Genomic DNA, 18,436 nt, shown 5'->3' on the forward strand with positions numbered 1-18,436 from the left:
CCTTATCTTTGTTTTATGGATATCAGGAGTTTTTTTGAATACGGTCATGAGGAATACCTGCCGCACCTATCGTCTGATGTAGTGGTCATAGGGTACGCAGAGGAGAAATTAAAATGCCTGTTACTTCGTATAGGTGCCCGGTGGTTATTACCGGGCGGCTTTATAAAACTTGACGAGTCTGTAGAGGAGGCAGCTTCAAGAATCCTTACCGAGCGTACGGGATTAAATGACCCTCATCTTAAATTTCTTTCTGTATTTGGAAAAAGCGAACGAAATTTTGCTGAAGAATGGAAGGAGCATTTGGAAAAATTTGGGGTATCCTGGAAGCAAGACCTTTGGATCAATAAACGATTTGTTTCGCTGGCTTATTATTCACTTGTTAATATTCCTGACACCCATCCCGTTACCGGCCCGTTAGATGAAGCCTTCGGATGGTTTGATCTGGACGAACTCCCTCCTATGTGGATGGACCATAGGGATATAGCACTTATGGCAAGACACAAACTTCGCAGCGACATCAGAAAAGATTTGGTTACCCATCATTTATTACCCCGGCATTTCACCATGCCTCAACTTCACCAGCTGCACCAGGTCATTTTAAACAAAGACCTTGACCGCAGCCGATTTCAAAAACAAATGCTGGCTACAGGGTTTTTCGAAAGGCTGCCTAAGCTGCAAAAGGAAACGCGGGGGCGTAATCCTTATCAATACAGAATTAAAGAAAATAAGGATCATTAATACCCCTCTGTTCGATCTTGATTCATCAAAAAGACATGCTTTCACAGACGGTAAAATATACCTAACTTTAAATCTTCTAAAAACCTTCTTTTCTAAAGACCGCCTTCCGATCTTATTGCAATTAACCTTCTTTCTTAAGAGGATAAGATGAAACATAAGATCACACTACACCTGGAAGACGGAGAACTCAAAGCCCTGGAAGACCTGTTACAACAATCGCCTTCAAGCGAATTAAAAACTGTTTTAGAGCGGGTGCTTGCACAGCAGGATCAAAAAAAGCTGGTTCAAAAAAGGGTCACGGAGGTCATTGCCGAGATCAGCGGATTTGAACCGGAGCAGATCAATCGGGCTACCCACCTGAAGAATGACCTGGGCATGACCAAATACCACCGCAGAGCTCTGAAAGCTGCCTTTCAGAAGATCGCAGAAAAAAGCGGCAGTTCCGAAGAGATCACGGTGGCCGCATGCGAAAACCTGGCTACGGTTGATGATTGCATCAAACTAATACTCGAGTCATGAGGTTCTTACTTTTCATTGTCATTTTTATAGGCTGTTACACCCTTCAGGTACAGGCACAAAACACCACCCCATGGTATAAAAAGATCTCGCTTCGTCAGTCTTTTGACTCCAAAACCGACAAGGCCAAGCCGGCCAATATTACCTACACCAACCCGGATGATGGCGATGAATCCTGGCTGGTCAATATTGCCCTGGGCTATGACCTTACTCCGGACTCTGAAGAGATCATCATTATCAATCCATATATAGAATACCACCGAAATTCGCTGGTGGATAAAGAACAGTACAATTGGGAGACCGGGGTTTTTGCCGAGTGGCAAACCCAGGACATCTTTACAAGGAAATGGTCGCCGGTACTCATCGGTGCCGTACGATACAATGATGACCGCATAGGTGGGGTACAGTCATTGATGTCGAACCTCTACTTCACCCCTTTATTCAGAGGCAAAGGAATGAAGGCTGAATATTTCTGGTTACCCAATACGGCAGTTAAATTGGGTAAAGCCTTTCGGTTCATCTACACCCCTTACCTGGGTGTGGAGACGGAAAACCGAATACAAACCGATAATTCGGATGCCTCCGGAAGTATTTACCGGGGGTATTTCAGCATCAGTTCATCAATCGTATTTTTCCCTGACCATGAGGTCTTAAAAGATCGTCTGGAGATCGATCTGGATTGGCAATATCGCTATATTTTGGGTGAGAATGTAACCACTATCACCCAGAATGATTACCGCTACTTCAATATCTCCCTTAACTACATACTTTACCGGGCCAGCGATGGCAAAAGGATCGTCAAACTGGGGATCGACTATACCACTGGTGAGAATCCCGCAAAGAATTTCCAGGATCAGACCTTTTATGCCCTCAGTTTAAAGGTGAGGCTTTAAGGAAACAGGCTGGTTTGAAGGAGTACCTGAAAAAGAAAATACCGAACATCTTTCAGACAGGCTGCATCCTGACCCGGATGATCACAGCAGAAATTAGGGTCAAGAAGGCGATCACTCCTATAGAAGGCAACACCCCCCAGACATCTGCGATGATACCGGTTAAAATGGCTCCTGCGGCGTAGCCGGAGTCACGCCACAACCGAAACACCCCAATACTTTTTGCCCGTTGTTCCGGATGGGTGTATTGGGCGATCCCGGCCAGGAAGGTGGGGTATACCAGGGCCGTGCCCGCTCCGAGAACGATACAAAGCAGAATGAACTGCAGGTAGGTTTCCGCCCACAGCATCAGGAAAAGTGCCACAGCCTGGAAAAACATCCCCAGGAATAACAACTTTTTTTTCGAAAAATGGTCGGCCATTTTACCCGTGATCAATTGGCCCACTCCCCAAACTGCAGGATAGGTGGCCACGATCACCCCGATCTGATCTAAAGAAAAGTTTCTTGAAGTCAACAATATAGGCAGGAGCCCCCATACCATCCCGTCATTTAAATTATTGACAAACCCGGCCTGGGTGATAGACCCCAGGTTGACATCGGTCCAGGTGGTTTCCTTAAAAACAGATCGCAGTTTTCTAACGCTGCTGGTTTTGGTTTCTGCTGCCACATGATGAATGGTGTCTTTTACAAGAAACCAGGAGCCCATCAATCCGAGAATGGTAAATAAAATACCGAGGTAAAATGGATACGGGCGCAACCCATATTCAGCAGCAATATACCCGGTGAGAAATGCCACCCCTCCCACTGCGAGATAACCCGCCGATTCATTGAGTCCCATGGCCAACCCCCGGTCCTTCTCGCCCACCAGGTCGATCTTCATAACCACGGTACTTGACCAGGCAAGTCCCTGGTTAATTCCGAGCAGGATGTTTGCAAAAACCACCCAACTCCAATTGGGGGCATACATGAGAATAAACGGAATCGGAAGCGCGAACAACCACCCTATGATCAACAGGTTTTTCCGTCCAACCCTATTGGCCCAGGCACCGGCATAATAATTCGCAGCGGCCTTGGTAAGGCCGAAAACGACAATAAAAGACAGGATGGCCGTTTTTACCACCATCCCGAATTCCTGTTCGGCGATCTCAGGCAGGATCGTCCGTTCGAGACCGACCATACCTCCTACGAAGGCATTGATCAGGACCAGCAGGAAGAATTGTTTCCAGTTCTCTTTTAACCCAAGTATGGGTTGACTTTTGAGATTATTAGACATATTCGGAAATTATGGAAATATCAGAAAGTTTTGTTCTAATAGCTACTCCTTAAAAGTCCTCATGTATGGAAGCCTCCATCCGCTTCGTTAAAACGAAGCACCTTCCCCCAAAGGGGGAAGGATCAAACTTTTTAATGGCTTCCAGGGTTGATTGAAACTTGTTATTCCCCGCCCTTTGGGAGGGCCTGCCTGCCATCCGACAGGTAGGCAGGGATACCACGCCTTGGCGTGGAGGGGAGGGCTTCTTTAAAAGAAAGCTTTCTCAGTTCTTAAGTGTCCGATTAACAACACCCCGACCCCGGCTCACAAGCGTTTGCCTGTGCCTGAAGTTCTGACAATCTCACTCTTGGTTTTTCCGCAGGAATACCGCAGGCCTCCTTAGCCAGACAATCAGTTTGTTTAGAGGTCAACACAAAATGTTCTCCATTAAATTCGAGCCCGTATTTTTCTATGGTAACTCCCTGGTATTCCACCTCAACCTCGTGGTCATCTAAAAGCAGGTACTTTTCCGAAAGGGTAATAATATCTTTCAACTTGGAGGCCTGCAGGCGATGATCGTAATCGGTGGCCGTAAAAAGCTGGAAATTGATCACTGTTTGTTTTCTAAGGGTACCTCCGCAATCAACAAAACGACGGGTTACCTCCCCGATCTCGGTTACATGAAAATGCGAGGGCACCTTACTGCCATCAGGCAATTCAAAATACAAGGCATCTATATGTGCTAAAGCTGCTTTAACTTCTGATAATTTCATACTAAAAATATATTGTGATTGATTCATTGCAATATTACGATAAATAGATGAATGGGACAATAGTTTTCAAAAAGAGTGAAAAGATGAACTATTTGGGAGACCTGTCTATCGTGGGATGCCAGGCAGGTCGCCACACCCTACTTTTGCCAGCGCCCAGGCTGGCTCCCCTGCCTGCCTTTCGGTAATGGCAGGCAAGTTCACTAAAATGATTCAACGAACCATTTTTTCACGCTCGGTTATCGCGAGGTTTTTGAAATCCGGCTTTCTTGTGGAGGATGATGACGAATTGAAAAATATAACAACAACTGGCTCCTTCCCCTGGTCAGGGAGGGCTGAGCGTGAAGAAAATGTCCTGAGGACATTTTTAGCGATAGAGCCAGCTGGCGGGAGTGAAGCGCCGCTGTAAGTAAGAGGGGAAGGGGTTGTTTGCCAGATGGCTTTTCCTGACCACCCACCCCGTCAGCGATTTTATCGCTGCCACCCCGCCCTGACTAGGGCTGGGAGCCACATTTTATATATCCATCTTATTATAATTATGAAATAAGTCATCGATAAGACGGGCCATCTATATCTTAATACCAGGACATCAGCTGCTCTCCATAAAAAAACCTCCACTGAATAATGGAGGTTTTTTCATCATACTTAAAATGTTATCTGATCATCGGCTGATCTCAAGGATCTCAAAGTTCAAGGTTCCGTTTGGTACCTTGATCTCGGCCACATCACCTACCGATTTACCCAGCAGTCCTTTCCCGATAGGAGAATTCACTGAAATCTTACCGGTTTTCAGGTTGGCTTCACTTTCTGCAACCAGGGTATAGGTCATTTCCATGCCATTGGCCTGGTTTTTAATTTTAACTTTAGACAGTACCAGTACTTTAGAAGTATCTAACTGAGACTCATCGATCACCCTGGCATTAGACAGGGTTTCTTCCAGCTTGGCTATACGCATCTCCAATAGTCCCTGGGCTTCTTTTGCTGCATCGTATTCTGCATTTTCAGAAAGATCTCCTTTATCTCTTGCCTCGGCAATTGCCTGAGAAGCTTTAGGGCGTTCAATGCTCTTGAGATGATCCAGTTCTGCTCTTAATTTCTTTATGCCTTCTTCAGTATAATAAGATACGTTACTCATAGCTTCATGGTTTATAAATACAAAAAATCCCCTTTTCTCTAAGAGGATTTACACAAATATACAAAAATTTTACCCATCGTATATTTTTGTAACTTGGCGCAAATAATCGCCCATGTCACGACTCCTCATCATTGCAATATTCTTCACTGTTCTGCTTAGTACAGGGTGCAGCAACAATACGTCTGAGCGCAATCCGTATTTACCGGAACCGCAATTCAGCATAGACATCAACCTCAACCTTCCGCAATACGGAAGTCTTAACACCCCGGGCAGTGCTCTTTTAATTGAAGGTGGCAATATTGGTATCAGAGGAATTATTGTTTACAACCAGGGCTTCGGCACCTATCTAGCCTGGGAAGCGAGTTGCCCCAACCATATTCCAAACAGCTGCTCTACGCTTAAGGTGGTTGACGGTATTACGGCGGTTTGCAATTGCGACGACTATCTTTACAGCCTGGTAAACGGGGCTTTGCTTTCTGAATTTCCCGAAAACCAGCGACCTTACCCCCTCTTGAACTACAGGGCCTCTGTACAGGGTTCGGTGGTTACCGTATTCAATTAAGCCCCTTATCCAAAAGATAAAGGGCCTTTATTTTACTTGGGGATACTTTAGATCAAAATCTGACATTCATCCCCACCAGGAAATTGATCCCGGCCTGGGGGTAATATCCTGTACCGCTAAGGGTACTTACTGAACCATCAGGGTTATCAATATCAAAGGTGTAGAAATACCCGTTGGAGATGTATTCTACATCAAAAATATTGTTCACCAGACCGCTAAAAACGATCTCTTTAAAGAATCCTGCAGAGCTTAGGGTATACTGAAGGTTAAGGTCATTAATGAAATAATCATCCAGTTTTGAACTTTCTGCATCAATATTCCCCAGGTATTGTTCTGACACATATTTAGAAAGGAAATTAACCTGAAGTCCTTTTGCTGGATACCAGCCCAGCATATTTCCGGCGATCAGGTTTGGAGAGTATGCAATATTGGTATTGCCCAGATCCTGAAGCACTCCATCTCTCTCGAAAAAGTAATCCAGGTTGCGGTTATCACTGATCGCAAGGTTCGGACGCATGGCCCAATGGTCACCAAAATGCACTGTTGCATCCAGCTCCAATCCGAGTCGATAACTATCGCCAACATTTCTTCTAAGGGGAGCACCTACATCATTAAGCTCTCCGGTAAGTACCAGCTGATCCTGATACCTCATATAATAAACATTGGAATTGAGTTCGAACTTATCTGAACGGTATCGCCATCCGAGTTCGAAATCATTGAGCCGTTCCGGTTTCGGATTACCGCTTTCATAGTCGTTTCGATTAGGTTCCCGGTTGGCCCTGGCAAAGGAAGCATAGAGTTGATTGGCCTCATTCAGCCTGTAGGTAAGTCCGACCTTGGGGTTGAAGAAGTTAAAGGTATCATCAACCAATCCCGTCTCATTTCCATTAGCCTGATAGTTAACCGTTCGGTACTGCAGATCTCCGAAGACCCCGAACCCGTTATCAAAGCGGTAGTTTATCTTTCCATAAACGTTAAAATCTGTTTTCAGGGAGGTATCGTCATAATAGCGGTCTTTGTATTGGCTTTGAGAAGCAAACTGTGCCCAGATCACCTCTCCGAAATGGTCTCCTTCGTATTTATTCCAGGCACCACCGAGGATCACCCTAAGGCGATCTTTATTATATTGAAAAGAATAGGTAGCCCCGTAGAAGTCGTTGTCAAGCCATCTTCTTCTTATCAGGTCTGTGGTATTCACCGTCTCCCCGTTTACCTGCAGGGGGTCAAAACCATAGGTGGCAAAATCATCATCCTGGCGGTATTGCTCAAAAAATCCTCGTCCGTAGGTATAATGCAGGGCCAGGTTAGAACTAAAGTTGGGGCTCCACTGCTCACTCCAATGCAATTGGGCGTGATCCTGCTTGTAATTATCAACCTCATTATCATAAAAATCAACGATCTCGCCCTGGTCATTATAAATAGCTCCGGCTATATTGAAGGTTCTGTTATTCTCAAGAATATCCGGGTCTTCGATCCCGTACCATGCCTGGTAGGTTACCTCCTGTCCGCCGAAAAGCAGGGCTTTGACAAGGGTATTATCGTCAACATAGGCTCCTTGCAGAAAGTACGATTCCAGATCGGAACTCGCCCGGTCTATATACCCGTCTGATTGTATACGTGAAAGACGCCCTGAAATTTCCACATGATCGTTCATCAGGCCTGTTCCAAAACGCAGGTTGGTACTCAAGGTATTAAAACTACCTCCGGTAGCCGATACCTCGGCATAGGCCTCTTCCTTAACGGCATCGGTAAGCAGGTTCAAACTGGCCCCAAAGGCTCCGGCACCATTGGTTGAGGTACCTACACCCCGTTGCAGCTGCAAACTTTCTACCGACGAGGCAAAGTCGGGAAGATTCACCCAAAAGGTACCCTGTGATTCTGCATCGTTATAGGGTATCCCGTTAATGGTCACGTTTACCCTGGTGGCATCGCTCCCCCTCACGCGGATCCCGGTATAACCTACCCCGGCCCCGGCATCAGAGGTGGTCACCACCCCTGGAAGATAATTCATTAAGATGGGGATGTCCTGTCCGAGGTTTCTCGGTGCAAATTCCTCTGCACTGAGATCAGAATAACTCACCGGAGATTCTGTATCTACACGTACGGCAGAAACCAGGACCTCATCGAGGAGCACATCTTTTTCATCCAGCTGTACATCTACCTTTGTGGTTTCGTTTACGGTAATTGACCTGTAAAGAGGCTTTGGAGCAGAGTAATAAAACACCAGTTCATAATTTCCGTTGTCCAAAAACAACTCCCAGGCGCCCTCTGTATCGGTAGTGGTTCCCGAAGATGTATTTCTCACCTTTACTGTAACTCCGGGTACCGGCTCGCCCAGTTGATCCTTGAAGGTACCATAAACACGGTATTCCTGGGCATTTACTAAACTAAGGACTCCCAGAAAAAGCCCTAAAAAATAGAATATGATTTTCATTCGTAATTATTTTACGAATAAAAAGGGGTCATTATTCTTACTATTAATATTTAAAATTGATTTTCAAAAGATCAAATTCCGGCCGCGAATCTTCACTTTGATTCCCTAAACAGCATTACCTGTTCCAGGTTCTATGGGTATGATCTCAGCCTTTAGGCCTCCGATACTCTTCGGAAACTTTCGAGGCACCCCTTTTGAGACAACGCAAAATTAAGAACTAAAACACAATTGGAAAGACAATTTTCACAAAATATAACATCACGCGCTAATACTCTGATTATCTTTGTTTTATGGCCAGGCTTAAAAGAGATATTACCGCAAAAGTACTGATCAGCTACCTGATATTGCTGATACTGACCGTTTCTGTGGGGTGGATCATCTATTCAGAGATCAACTCTTTCAGCAGGGCCCAGGAGGGTAATAATACAGAGAACAATATTGTATTTCGAATAGGCGGACTTCTTACCCTGATGTATGAGAGTGAAAGTTATGCCCGCTCAGCCATTCAATCTAATAAAGAAGAACCATACATTTCGTACCTAAAGAAAAATGATTCCATTAATATTGGTATTGATTCCTTAAAAGCTTCCACCTTAAATGAGATCCAACGTTCCTTGCTGGATAGTGTGAAATTACTTTTGGAGCAAAAAGTAACCAACATAGCTGAACTGAGGCAGATCAGGAATGATAAGGCATCAGACATTGCTCTTGACCGTGCCATCCAGAAATTTTCCAATATTGAACAAACCCTCGGACGACTCTCTCTCGAAGACTTTGTGCCGAACCCGGCAAACCTTGATCCGGAGAAGCGCAATCTTCTTTTAGAGCAGATCAATATCTATAACGAATATATCCCAAGGGATTCCTCCAACACCGTAGATGAAAAGGTGCTCGATTCTATGGTCATTGCCTCCAGGGGTCTGTTAGAAAAGATCAGGCAGGAAACTGCCCGCAGGCGTTTATCGGCTGCAGTTAAAGAAAATGCTTTGCTACAGAATGATCTGACCACATCTCAACAGCTGCGGCAGATACTTTCTACCCTGGAAACAGAGTTGCTTGAAAATATCCGTAATGCAAACGCACAGCGACAGGCTGTTCTCAACCGAAGTATCAGGGTTTTAACCTGGGCGGCCATAATCGGCATACTCCTGGTTATCCTGTTCTCTTTGATCATCCTCAATGATTTCTTTAAGAATCAACAATACCGCGAACGACTGGAGAAGGCCAATCAAACTACCCAGTCTTTACTCAAAGGACGGGAACAACTTATTTCTATGGTGAGTCATGACCTGCGGACCCCCTTGAATACCATTCAGGGCTATACCGAACTCATGACTGAAAACACGAAATCTCCCAGGGAAGCCTATTACGCCGGTAAAATAAAAACCGCCTCTTCCTACGTCACCAAATTGGTTGATGACCTGTTGGATTACACCAAATTGGAAGCCGACAAGGTTACCATAGAGCCGGTTCCTTTTGATCTTGGCAGGGTGATCGAGGAGACTGCGGAAGGTATAAAAGCCATTTACAAGGAAAAGCCCATTACCCTCAACTACAAGATTAACGAAACCTTACCCGGGCAACTGATCAGTGATCCATTCAGGGTCAAACAAATACTGAGTAACCTGCTGGGCAATGCCTATAAGTTTACCGATCAGGGAAGTATCAGTATTGAAACCAGTTATGACGAAAAGAACAACAGGGTAACCATTTCGGTGACTGATACCGGAATGGGGATTCCCAAGGAAAAGCAACCATTGATCTTTCAGGAATTTACCCAGGCAGAAGATTCACATGAAAAGAGATTCGGAGGCAGCGGATTAGGATTATTCATCTCCTGGAAGCTAGCTCAATTACTGGACGGTCAACTCACCCTGGATTCTGAAAAAGGAAAAGGCAGCCGCTTCACTCTCTGCTTACCGGCAAGATTCGGCAACCTTACAGCCAAAATGGGTGATCGCGCTGATTCTGCAAAGGTTCTCACCAACAAAAATGTTCTCATTATTGATGATGATACCTTACTGCTGCAAATGCTGGAAGACTGGTTGGTTTCTAAAAAGGCCGGTGTACATCGGTTTACCTCAGCCAGCTTGGCATTGAACAAGATCGCCGAGCTGGATTACGACCTGATTATCACTGACATTCAATTGCCGGGTATGAACGGGTTCAGGTTTCTTGAATTACTGAGGTCAGGACAGGAATACGGGTATAAGGATCAACCGGTGATCGCAGTGTCAGGCCGAAAAGATCTGGATCCGGATAAATATCTCTCGAACGGCTTTTCTGCCTTTCTTCTGAAACCCTACACCCCCTCACACTTGCTGAAAGTGATCGCGGGCATCTATTCAGGGAAGCAGCCTCAGGTATTAAAAAAACCTAAAAGAGAAAAGAAAGAATTGCACAATGCCTTATACCGTCTCGATGACCTCCAAACCTTTCTTGATCATGATATGGAAGCCATCAGGGAGTTGTTGGACAACCTTTTGCAAACAACCGAAAATGACCTGGAAAAATTAGACAGAATGCTGGAAGAAGAAGATTATGAAGGTATCGCTGATCTTGCTCACCGAATGAAGACCATGTTCCGGCAGATCCATGCCACACCTATTGTAGCGATCTTAGAACAAGCCGAGCTGCAGACGGCCTCAGATCCTGAAAGCATGGGTGTCTTATTAAAAGGGCTTAGGACTGCATACCTGGAACTAAAGGCAGGAATTTTGAAACAGCACTAAGAATCTATATCGTATTCCTTGATCTTGTTGTAGAGCGTTTTTCGGGTGATCTGAAGCATCTTTGCGGCTCTGGTCTTATTGTTATCAGCCTCTTTCAGCGCATTGAGAATAAGGGAGCGTTCATGGTCTTTTGTCGAAAAGGAAGCAGACCTGGCGGGTTGATGGTCGGCAAGGGCCATTTGTATGAACTCTTGTGGAAGGTCCTTTTTACCAATGATGCCATTTCTGCATAGCAAGACCGCTCTTTTGACAATATTAAAAAGTTCTCTGAGGTTTCCAGGCCAATGGTATTCCTGAAAGATCCTGATCACCTCATCAGAGAAGCCAACCACTGATTTCTCTAATTGAGCATTGGAGTGTTGAAGGAAGTGATCTGCAAAGATCATCATATCTTCTTTTCGCTCCATTAGAGAAGGCACCCTGACGGAGAACTCATTAAGGCGGTGAAAAAGGTCTTCTCTGAACCGGCCGTCTTTTACAGCCTCCTGAAGATCTTCATTGGTGGCCGAGATCACCCGGATATCCACCTCAAGTTCCTTACTGCTACCTATGGGCTTCACCCTTCGTTCCTGAAGGGCCCTCAGTAGTTGTACCTGCACCTCATAGGGCAGATTACCCACCTCATCTAAAAACAGGGTACCCCCATTAGCTTCTTCAAAATGACCTTTTTTATCCTGGACGGCACCGGTAAACGATCCTTTTAAATGCCCGAAGAATTCGCTTCCCGCAATTTCTCTCGGAATGGCTCCGCAATCTACCGGTACAAAGGGCTTATTTCTTCGTTTACTTAGATTGTGAATACGCTGCGCCACCACCTCCTTCCCGGTACCACTTTCCCCGGTGATCAGCACCGACATATCTGTAGGAGCTACCAGAGAAACATATTCATTAAGCTTTTCTGATGCCTGGCTTATCCCTCTTACCTTTTCACCCGCGTCTTCCAAAATTGCTGCAGCCGGAGTATTAGACTGTTTGTTTGGCACTTCAGGCACGGTATCGGGCACTTTTTTAAGGGCATTGCCAAGAACTTCCAGGACTTCTTCCTTATTGAAGGGTTTCGAGATGTAATCAAAAGCTCCTTTCTTCATGGCCTCAACAGCCGAGGCCACCTGGGCATAACCGGTCATTAAAATGACCGGGAGGTGCGGATGATGATCCTTTATACGACTCAGAATATGAATACCGTCTTCATCCGGCAGTCTGAGATCAGTAAATACCAGGTCGTAAGACTCTGAGGTAAGGTGTTCAAACGCCGCCTCAGCATTCGTACATGCATCTACTGCATAACCGTGTCTTTCCAGGAATTGTTTAAACATCCTGGAGAAATTGATATCATCTTCAATAAGCAGCAGTCTTTGCATATATGATGGCTTGCCTCTATAAAAATATACATGTAAATATCTGTTATTTAAGTGATTACACAAAAAAAAGGATGGGCAAACCCATCCTTTTTCTAAATCAAACTAACTAACTTACTATATGCAGACTTTACATTTGGATCCACTCTCCATTTTCATTTGCATAGAGGGTGGCTGTTTCTTCACCCATGGTAACTTCCAGCTTGTACTCATTAGCCTCGTTTACATAGGCTTTTGAGATCTCAGCTCCCGGATAGTCATTGGCAAGTGCATCTTTTACTGCCTGAGGTACCTCATCGTGGGCAATCTCAGTAAATTCTTCCTGTACTACTTCCATATAGATATCTTCAGAGATACCATCGTGGAAAATTACGGGAGTTGCCGCGAATGAAGTAAAACTTCCTAAAGCTAAAGCTGAAACTAATACTAGGTTTTTCATGATTGTTTTATTTTAAGTTAAACGTGTTTGATTAGTATGTTGCCACTATCGTACCATTTGAAAAAACACTGATGCCAAAACATAAAAAACCCTTGTAAAGGCCTTATTTTACAAGGGTTTTAGAAATTTTGTCAAAAAATGTGATCTAAAGGATCACTGTGTAATTTGCGGGAACAGTGTGTAATAATTACACAGTTTTCTGTATACCTGAAGCATCAAACCTAGAGTGCCCTTACCTGATGCGGTTGTTTTAAAAGGTCAACCACGGTCTTGGCAGGATTAAAAGTAATGAGAGGCACCTCTACAAATATGGTGTTCCAATGGGCCATGGCCCCATTCCATAGTCCTGGTAGCTCGAGGGCTTTCAGATCCTTCCCCTCTTTGGTCTTATTGGTTATAAAGGCCTGGTTGTGGTCAATGTATTTCAAGAGGTCATATTTCTCTCCCTTATAATTTCGGATACTGCAAACAATATCAACCGGGTTAAAATGAGTAGACTCTTTAAAGATCTTTTGCTGGAATTTACTTTTATCATCTATCTGTGCCGATTCTATGATCTGCAGAGAGATATTCCCATTTTCGTCCTTTGTCCAGAATGGTCCTCCTCCGGGTTCACCCTCATTCTGTACCATACCACAGACGCGAATAGGAGCATCGAGCTTCTCTTTTAAAAACTCTATCTGGTAGATCTCCTTGTATTTATTTACATCTGGTTTTATGCGAACGTTGAGCTTTTCAGACAGAAATGTTTTGATCTCTTCAATAGTGGCTTCATCCGGAACCGTTTCATCCAGCAATTTAGAATAGGCGTACACCTGTTCTCTGAGCTCCAAAAGTTTACCGGCAAGCATTTTCTTGAAGTCGGCCATTTCGTGTTTAAACTTGTAAACCACTACATTGTCAATGTTCTTTATAAAGATCAGATCGGCATCTTGTTCATTGAGGTTTTCGATCAGGGCACCATGCCCTCCGGGCCGAAATAAAAGATCGCCGTTCTGTAATCTGAAGGGGTCGTCATCGGGGGTTACCGCAATGGTATCCGTAGAGGTCTTCTGGAAGGAGAACGAGATCTCAAAACTCACCCCGGTTTTTTCTTCCACGCTTTTCCTGATGTCTTTGAATTCTTTTTCAAACTTCTTCAGGTGTTCCTCTGAAATGGTAAAATGCAGTCTTGCCTTACCCTTCGCACTACTGTACAGGGCAGCCTCGTACAGGTGCTCTTCAAAGGCGGTGGAAGCCCTGGTCTTATAGCGATGAAAAGGGAGTAATCCTTTAGGAAAGGAACCAAAATCGAACCCATCTTCAGAAAGCAGTAATTTGACAAATAAATGCTTTTGATGGTCATAAGACAACTTCACATAATCGGGATAGCGCTTTTCCATTTCCTCCATCAATTCGTGGTAAAAAGGAAACTTCTCTACTCCCACAAAAAAAGTACGAATGATCTGAGCATTGGTCCTGTTCACATAGGCATTTACGGTTTCCGATTCCGGGTTGTAATCATTCAGAAACTCAAACAGGGCCTTAAACATTCTCGTTGCAGCTCCGGAAGCGGGAACAAATTTTAAAAGATCCAACTGATCTCTTTCCTTTTCATACCGGTTTATATAATGTTCCTTGCGATCTGCGGTAACCAATTCAATACCATGATCAATGGTGGCGGCAGCTACAAGATTCACAAAAGGGATGCCCCTTTTAAAAACCTCGATTTGCTCTTTGATCTTTTCAGGTTTTATTCCCCGGCTTGTTATTTGTCGCAGGTCGGCTTCCAGTAAGTTGATCATGTTCTATTAGTTTATCGATTAGGTTGATAGCTTCATTAAATCGTTCATCTTCTGCACCCGCAAGCGTTACAAAGGGTTTCTTGTATTTCTTAAGCGCCTGCTTAAAAAGATGAAACATCTCTTCCCGCTGCTCCGGACGATCCCGAAGGTCATCCGCTACCCAGGGGGTATCGATGTAGGTTAACAAATATAAATGGTATTTATTTTCTACAGCATATTTTTCGAGCAAAGGGTCTACATACCCATCGTAATAAGCCTCAGAGTAGACCTTGGTAACTAAAAGATTGGTATCGAGAATCAGAACTTTATTGGCTGTTTCGGCCAAGGTGTTCTCTAATTGCATTTGCCCCCTGGCGATGGGCAAAATGTCTTCCGGCTGACAAACCTCTTGTTCCCGGTTCCATTTTTCCTGGAGATATTCTCTGGCATATTCAGGAACCCATTCCGTGCTGTAATGGGCCGCCAATTTTCTGGCCAGCGTTGTCTTTCCGGTCGATTCCGGTCCGTACAATACTACCTTAACAAGGTCTCCGGGCTTTTGTTCAAGTTTTGTCTCCATGCTAAGTATCCATATACCGCTATGATGGTAAATATAAAATATTGAATGCTGGTTAGTGTTAATCCTTTGTAAAGATACAGGGGCACAGAGATCAGGTCACCAATGATCCAATAGATCCAGTTTTCCAGTTTTTTCCTGGCCATTAACCACATGCCGACAAAAAACACAGCTGTAGTTACCACATCTACATAAGAGACCCACCCATCCCATTTATCGAACAATTCATAAACCAGGCTCACCAGTCCCATGGTTGCCACAAACAGGAAGACCGACCATAACTGTTCTTTGGGAGAGGTTACCGTTACAGGAGTAAAATGATCAGGATCTACTTTCCTTGTCCACACATACCAGCCATAGATGCTCATGACAAAGTAATACCCGTTTATCAGCATATCCCCCAGCAGTCCCCAATACCATAAAATATAGACGAATATGGCCGTCGAGATGATCCCTGTTGGGTATACCAAAATGTTCTCTCTTTTGGAATATATCACGCTGAGAAATCCGAAAATGACGGCAATGGCCTCCAGCACAACCAGGTGAACAGGAACTTCGAGGTAGGGCTCAAAGAGCAAATTAAAAATGTGGTTCATAGGTACTGCGGTCCGATTTCACGATCTTCATATACAGAAGCCCCCTTTCTGTCATTTCAAAAGCTTCTTTAATTTCCCGGTTGAGAACGCTCATAACCTCGTCATAGTTTCCATAAACCTGTGTACTCAATGGATTTTCCATAACGGTGAGCCCTGATTCCCGCAATTTTTTGATCAGGTTAATGATAGCAGGCTCATAATCGTCCTGTATAGGCGTCAGGGTTAATTCAACAGAGATCTTCATATGTTAACTACGTTTTTTATTTGTCCTCCAGGGCCCAGGCAGCTGTAAAGCCGTCGAATTCCATAAATTCAAGACGGTATTTTTCTGAACGGGAACGATATTTCACCCAGGCTTTTGCCTTTCCTTGTTTCAAGGCAAACGGAATTACACGGGTATGGTCTTTAAAGCTCAATCCTTCGGTGGCAAAAAGCTTGTACAGGCTTTCTTTTATACACCATACTACGGTGAGGTCTCTTACCTGTGTTTTATCGAGAAAGGCATATTCATAATCAACAAACTTATCGGCAATACGCCCAATCTTTTCTCGTTGTTTTTCTATATCAATACCTACAGGTTCATCGCTGACAATAATGCCGGAGAAAATAAAAGAATGGGTGATCGATATATGACGGCCGTCGGTGAGATGGGGTCTGCCCAGGTCGTTATAATACAACTGACGGGCATCATAGCCGGCCGCCTTAAGCAGATGACGTACACTGAGGAACCCACGTTGATGGATCTCTGACTTCATGTGCGAGAGACGCTCTCTGCAATTGGAGGTCAGCACGACATCTTTTTCAAGAGTTTCCACCTCCTCTTCTATCTTCCAAATCAGGACCTTAGTGTGCTCGTTTACTGTTATTGTTTTATAAAGAGGCATTAAATTCTTAAAGTTATTGTGTACCTTTGCCCGGGTAAAATTTTAGGGGAAGCCTTGCATTTTCTGCACTTCACTGCCCTGTAAATGAACGTAAAAATAACAAAGTAATATGAGTACCAAAACTATTCCTTACGTGCCGTACAAAGTAAAAGACATCAGTCTTGCCGAATATGGTCGAAAAGAGATCGAGCTTGCTGAAGCTGAAATGCCGGGATTAATGTCCTTGCGAGAGGAATACAAAGACGCACAACCCCTTAAAGGAGCACGAATTGCAGGGTGTTTACATATGACCATCCAAACTGCGGTTCTTATCGAGACCCTTGTAGCTCTTGGAGCGGAGGTAACCTGGAGTTCCTGTAATATATTCTCTACCCAGGATCACGCAGCGGCCGCTATTGCAGCAGCCGGTATCCCTGTGTACGCCTGGAAGAACATGACCGAAGAAGAGTTTGACTGGTGTATAGAGCAAACCCTTTTCTTTGGTGAAGATCGCAGACCTTTAAATATGATCCTTGATGACGGAGGCGACCTGACCAATATGGTATTGGATCAATACCCGGAATTAACGGCCGGAATCAAAGGACTTTCAGAAGAAACCACTACAGGGGTTCACAGACTTTATGAGCGCATGAAAAAAGGTACCCTGCCTATGCCGGCTATCAATGTGAACGATTCTGTGACCAAGTCAAAATTTGACAACAAATACGGATGTCGCGAGAGTGCTGTTGATGCCATCAGAAGAGCAACCGATGTTATGCTTGCCGGAAAACGTGTTGTGGTATGCGGTTATGGTGATGTTGGAAAAGGTACTGCCGCTTCCTTCCGTGGCGCCGGTTCTATTGTAACCGTAACTGAGATCGATCCGATTTGTGCCCTTCAGGCCGCTATGGACGGGTACGAGGTAAAACGCCTGGAAACAGTTATAGGCAAGGCTGATATTGTAATCACCACCACAGGAAACAAGGATATCGTAAGAGGAGAGCACTTCGAAGCGATGAAAGACAAGACCATCGTTTGTAATATAGGGCACTTTGATAATGAGATCGACGTTGCATGGTTAAAAGAAAACCATGGTAATACACATGTAAATATAAAGCCTCAGGTTGATAAATATACCGTGAATGGTAATGACATCATTCTGCTTGCAGAAGGGCGCCTGGTGAACCTTGGATGTGCCACAGGACACCCAAGTTTTGTGATGAGTAACTCATTTACGAACCAGACCCTGGCTCAGATCGAACTCTGGAATTACTCAGAAAAGTATAAGAACGAGGTTTATATGCTTCCGAAACACCTTGATGAGAAGGTAGCGAAACTTCACCTGGAAAAGATCGGTGTAGAACTTACCGAACTTCGTCAGGACCAGGCTGAGTATATCGGGGTAGAGGTTGAAGGACCTTTCAAACCGGAATATTATCGTTACTAGAGAACGATCAGTATAGAAGTAAAAGCCCCGCTAGTGCGGGGCTTTTTTTAGTTATAGGGTTATACAGTTATGCCGTTATGCGGTTATAATGCTGATGTCTTCGCGAGGCCGCCCTTTGGGCCAACGTGGCGATCTCCCGTATTTGAGCACTAAATTTACTGCTGAATAAGAAGCCCTCCCCCTCAAAACCACCCCGTCTACCCAGCGCGCCGGCTGGCCCCCCTGGCTGCCGCCAGGCAGGTTCGCTAAAAACAGCCATTTTGGAATCGAATTCCCCTCCCCTTGGGAGGGGATACCGCGCTTTGCGCGGAGGGGAGGGCTTCTTCGCCGAAGTTTTACAGAAGTAACATCTCCTCTCCCTTAA

At 44.6% G+C, this 18,436-nt stretch carries 17 protein-coding genes; 6 read left to right on the plus strand and 11 right to left on the minus strand.

Translation table 11 applies throughout. The features are described from left to right. Positions 1-15: 15 nt before the first annotated feature. The 3 genes from E7Z59_RS01255 to E7Z59_RS01265 all read left to right on the plus strand — a co-directional run bounded on the left by E7Z59_RS01255 (position 16) and on the right by E7Z59_RS01265 (position 2,147). Positions 16-738, plus strand: a complete 723-nt coding sequence (locus E7Z59_RS01255; RefSeq protein WP_168731216.1) for an NUDIX hydrolase — start codon at positions 16-18, stop codon at positions 736-738. Between the two features lie 147 nt (positions 739-885). Beyond that, entirely contained in the window at positions 886-1,257 is a 372-nt protein-coding gene (locus E7Z59_RS01260; RefSeq protein ID WP_136334477.1) for a hypothetical protein, read from the plus strand. Then, on the plus strand, positions 1,254-2,147 hold the full coding sequence (locus E7Z59_RS01265) for a hypothetical protein (protein WP_136334478.1): 894 nt from the start codon (positions 1,254-1,256) through the stop codon (positions 2,145-2,147). Before E7Z59_RS01260 ends, E7Z59_RS01265 begins: the two co-directional genes overlap by 4 nt. A gap of 52 nt (positions 2,148-2,199) precedes the next feature. Here the strand turns inward: E7Z59_RS01265 and E7Z59_RS01270 are convergent, their stop codons facing one another. The 3 genes from E7Z59_RS01270 to greA all read right to left on the minus strand — a co-directional run bounded on the left by E7Z59_RS01270 (position 2,200) and on the right by greA (position 5,301). After that, positions 2,200-3,417: an MFS transporter gene (locus tag E7Z59_RS01270; RefSeq protein ID WP_136334479.1), complete on the minus strand. Its 1,218-nt coding sequence runs from the start codon at positions 3,415-3,417 to the stop codon at positions 2,200-2,202. 281 nt (positions 3,418-3,698) lie between these two features. After that, positions 3,699-4,169: a DUF6428 family protein gene (locus E7Z59_RS01275; protein ID WP_136334480.1), complete on the minus strand. Its 471-nt coding sequence runs from the start codon at positions 4,167-4,169 to the stop codon at positions 3,699-3,701. Between the two features lie 658 nt (positions 4,170-4,827). Next, a complete protein-coding gene (gene greA / locus E7Z59_RS01280; RefSeq protein WP_136334481.1) occupies positions 4,828-5,301 on the minus strand; it encodes a transcription elongation factor GreA in 474 nt (157 codons plus the stop codon). 112 nt (positions 5,302-5,413) lie between these two features. Between greA and E7Z59_RS01285 the strand changes: the two genes are divergently transcribed. Further along, complete coding sequence (locus E7Z59_RS01285; RefSeq protein ID WP_136334482.1) at positions 5,414-5,863, plus strand: hypothetical protein; 450 nt, start codon at positions 5,414-5,416, stop codon at positions 5,861-5,863. Positions 5,864-5,915: 52 nt separating this feature from the next. On the opposite strand, the gene E7Z59_RS01290 is transcribed toward E7Z59_RS01285, so the two are convergent. Then, positions 5,916-8,297, minus strand: a complete 2,382-nt coding sequence (locus tag E7Z59_RS01290; protein WP_136334483.1) for a TonB-dependent receptor — start codon at positions 8,295-8,297, stop codon at positions 5,916-5,918. Between the two features lie 290 nt (positions 8,298-8,587). Here E7Z59_RS01290 and E7Z59_RS01295 point away from each other — a divergent pair, with 290 nt between their 5' ends. Continuing rightward, positions 8,588-11,029 (plus strand): hybrid sensor histidine kinase/response regulator, encoded by a 2,442-nt coding sequence (locus tag E7Z59_RS01295; RefSeq protein WP_136334484.1) that lies wholly within the window; start codon positions 8,588-8,590, stop codon positions 11,027-11,029. On the opposite strand, the gene E7Z59_RS01300 is transcribed toward E7Z59_RS01295, so the two are convergent. The 7 genes from E7Z59_RS01300 to E7Z59_RS01330 all read right to left on the minus strand — a co-directional run bounded on the left by E7Z59_RS01300 (position 11,026) and on the right by E7Z59_RS01330 (position 16,646). Continuing rightward, positions 11,026-12,390, minus strand: coding sequence for a sigma-54-dependent transcriptional regulator (locus E7Z59_RS01300; RefSeq protein ID WP_136334485.1), 1,365 nt, complete (start codon positions 12,388-12,390; stop codon positions 11,026-11,028). The genes E7Z59_RS01295 and E7Z59_RS01300 overlap by 4 nt on opposite strands. Before the next feature lie 127 nt (positions 12,391-12,517). Continuing rightward, positions 12,518-12,826, minus strand: coding sequence for a hypothetical protein (locus E7Z59_RS01305; RefSeq protein WP_136334486.1), 309 nt, complete (start codon positions 12,824-12,826; stop codon positions 12,518-12,520). 221 nt (positions 12,827-13,047) lie between these two features. Continuing rightward, a complete protein-coding gene (locus tag E7Z59_RS01310; protein ID WP_136334487.1) occupies positions 13,048-14,610 on the minus strand; it encodes a DUF4301 family protein in 1,563 nt (520 codons plus the stop codon). Then, positions 14,552-15,169 (minus strand): AAA family ATPase, encoded by a 618-nt coding sequence (locus E7Z59_RS01315; RefSeq protein ID WP_136334488.1) that lies wholly within the window; start codon positions 15,167-15,169, stop codon positions 14,552-14,554. Before E7Z59_RS01315 ends, E7Z59_RS01310 begins: the two co-directional genes overlap by 59 nt. Continuing rightward, positions 15,124-15,762 carry a nicotinamide riboside transporter PnuC gene (gene pnuC / locus E7Z59_RS01320; protein WP_136334489.1) on the minus strand — a complete coding sequence of 213 codons (639 nt, stop codon included), beginning with the start codon at positions 15,760-15,762 and terminating at the stop codon, positions 15,124-15,126. The genes E7Z59_RS01315 and pnuC overlap by 46 nt, the downstream gene beginning before the upstream one ends. Then, entirely contained in the window at positions 15,746-16,006 is a 261-nt protein-coding gene (locus tag E7Z59_RS01325) for a YkoF family thiamine/hydroxymethylpyrimidine-binding protein (RefSeq protein WP_136334490.1), read from the minus strand. Before E7Z59_RS01325 ends, pnuC begins: the two co-directional genes overlap by 17 nt. Before the next feature lie 16 nt (positions 16,007-16,022). Beyond that, positions 16,023-16,646, minus strand: coding sequence for a 4'-phosphopantetheinyl transferase family protein (locus E7Z59_RS01330; RefSeq protein ID WP_136334491.1), 624 nt, complete (start codon positions 16,644-16,646; stop codon positions 16,023-16,025). Between the two features lie 109 nt (positions 16,647-16,755). Between E7Z59_RS01330 and ahcY the strand changes: the two genes are divergently transcribed. After that, positions 16,756-18,072 (plus strand): adenosylhomocysteinase, encoded by a 1,317-nt coding sequence (ahcY, locus tag E7Z59_RS01335; RefSeq protein ID WP_136334492.1) that lies wholly within the window; start codon positions 16,756-16,758, stop codon positions 18,070-18,072. Positions 18,073-18,436: the final 364 nt, after the last annotated feature.

Source organism: Robertkochia marina (assembly GCF_004799345.1).
In the GTDB taxonomy this organism is placed as follows: Bacteria; Bacteroidota; Bacteroidia; order Flavobacteriales; family Flavobacteriaceae; genus Robertkochia; species Robertkochia marina.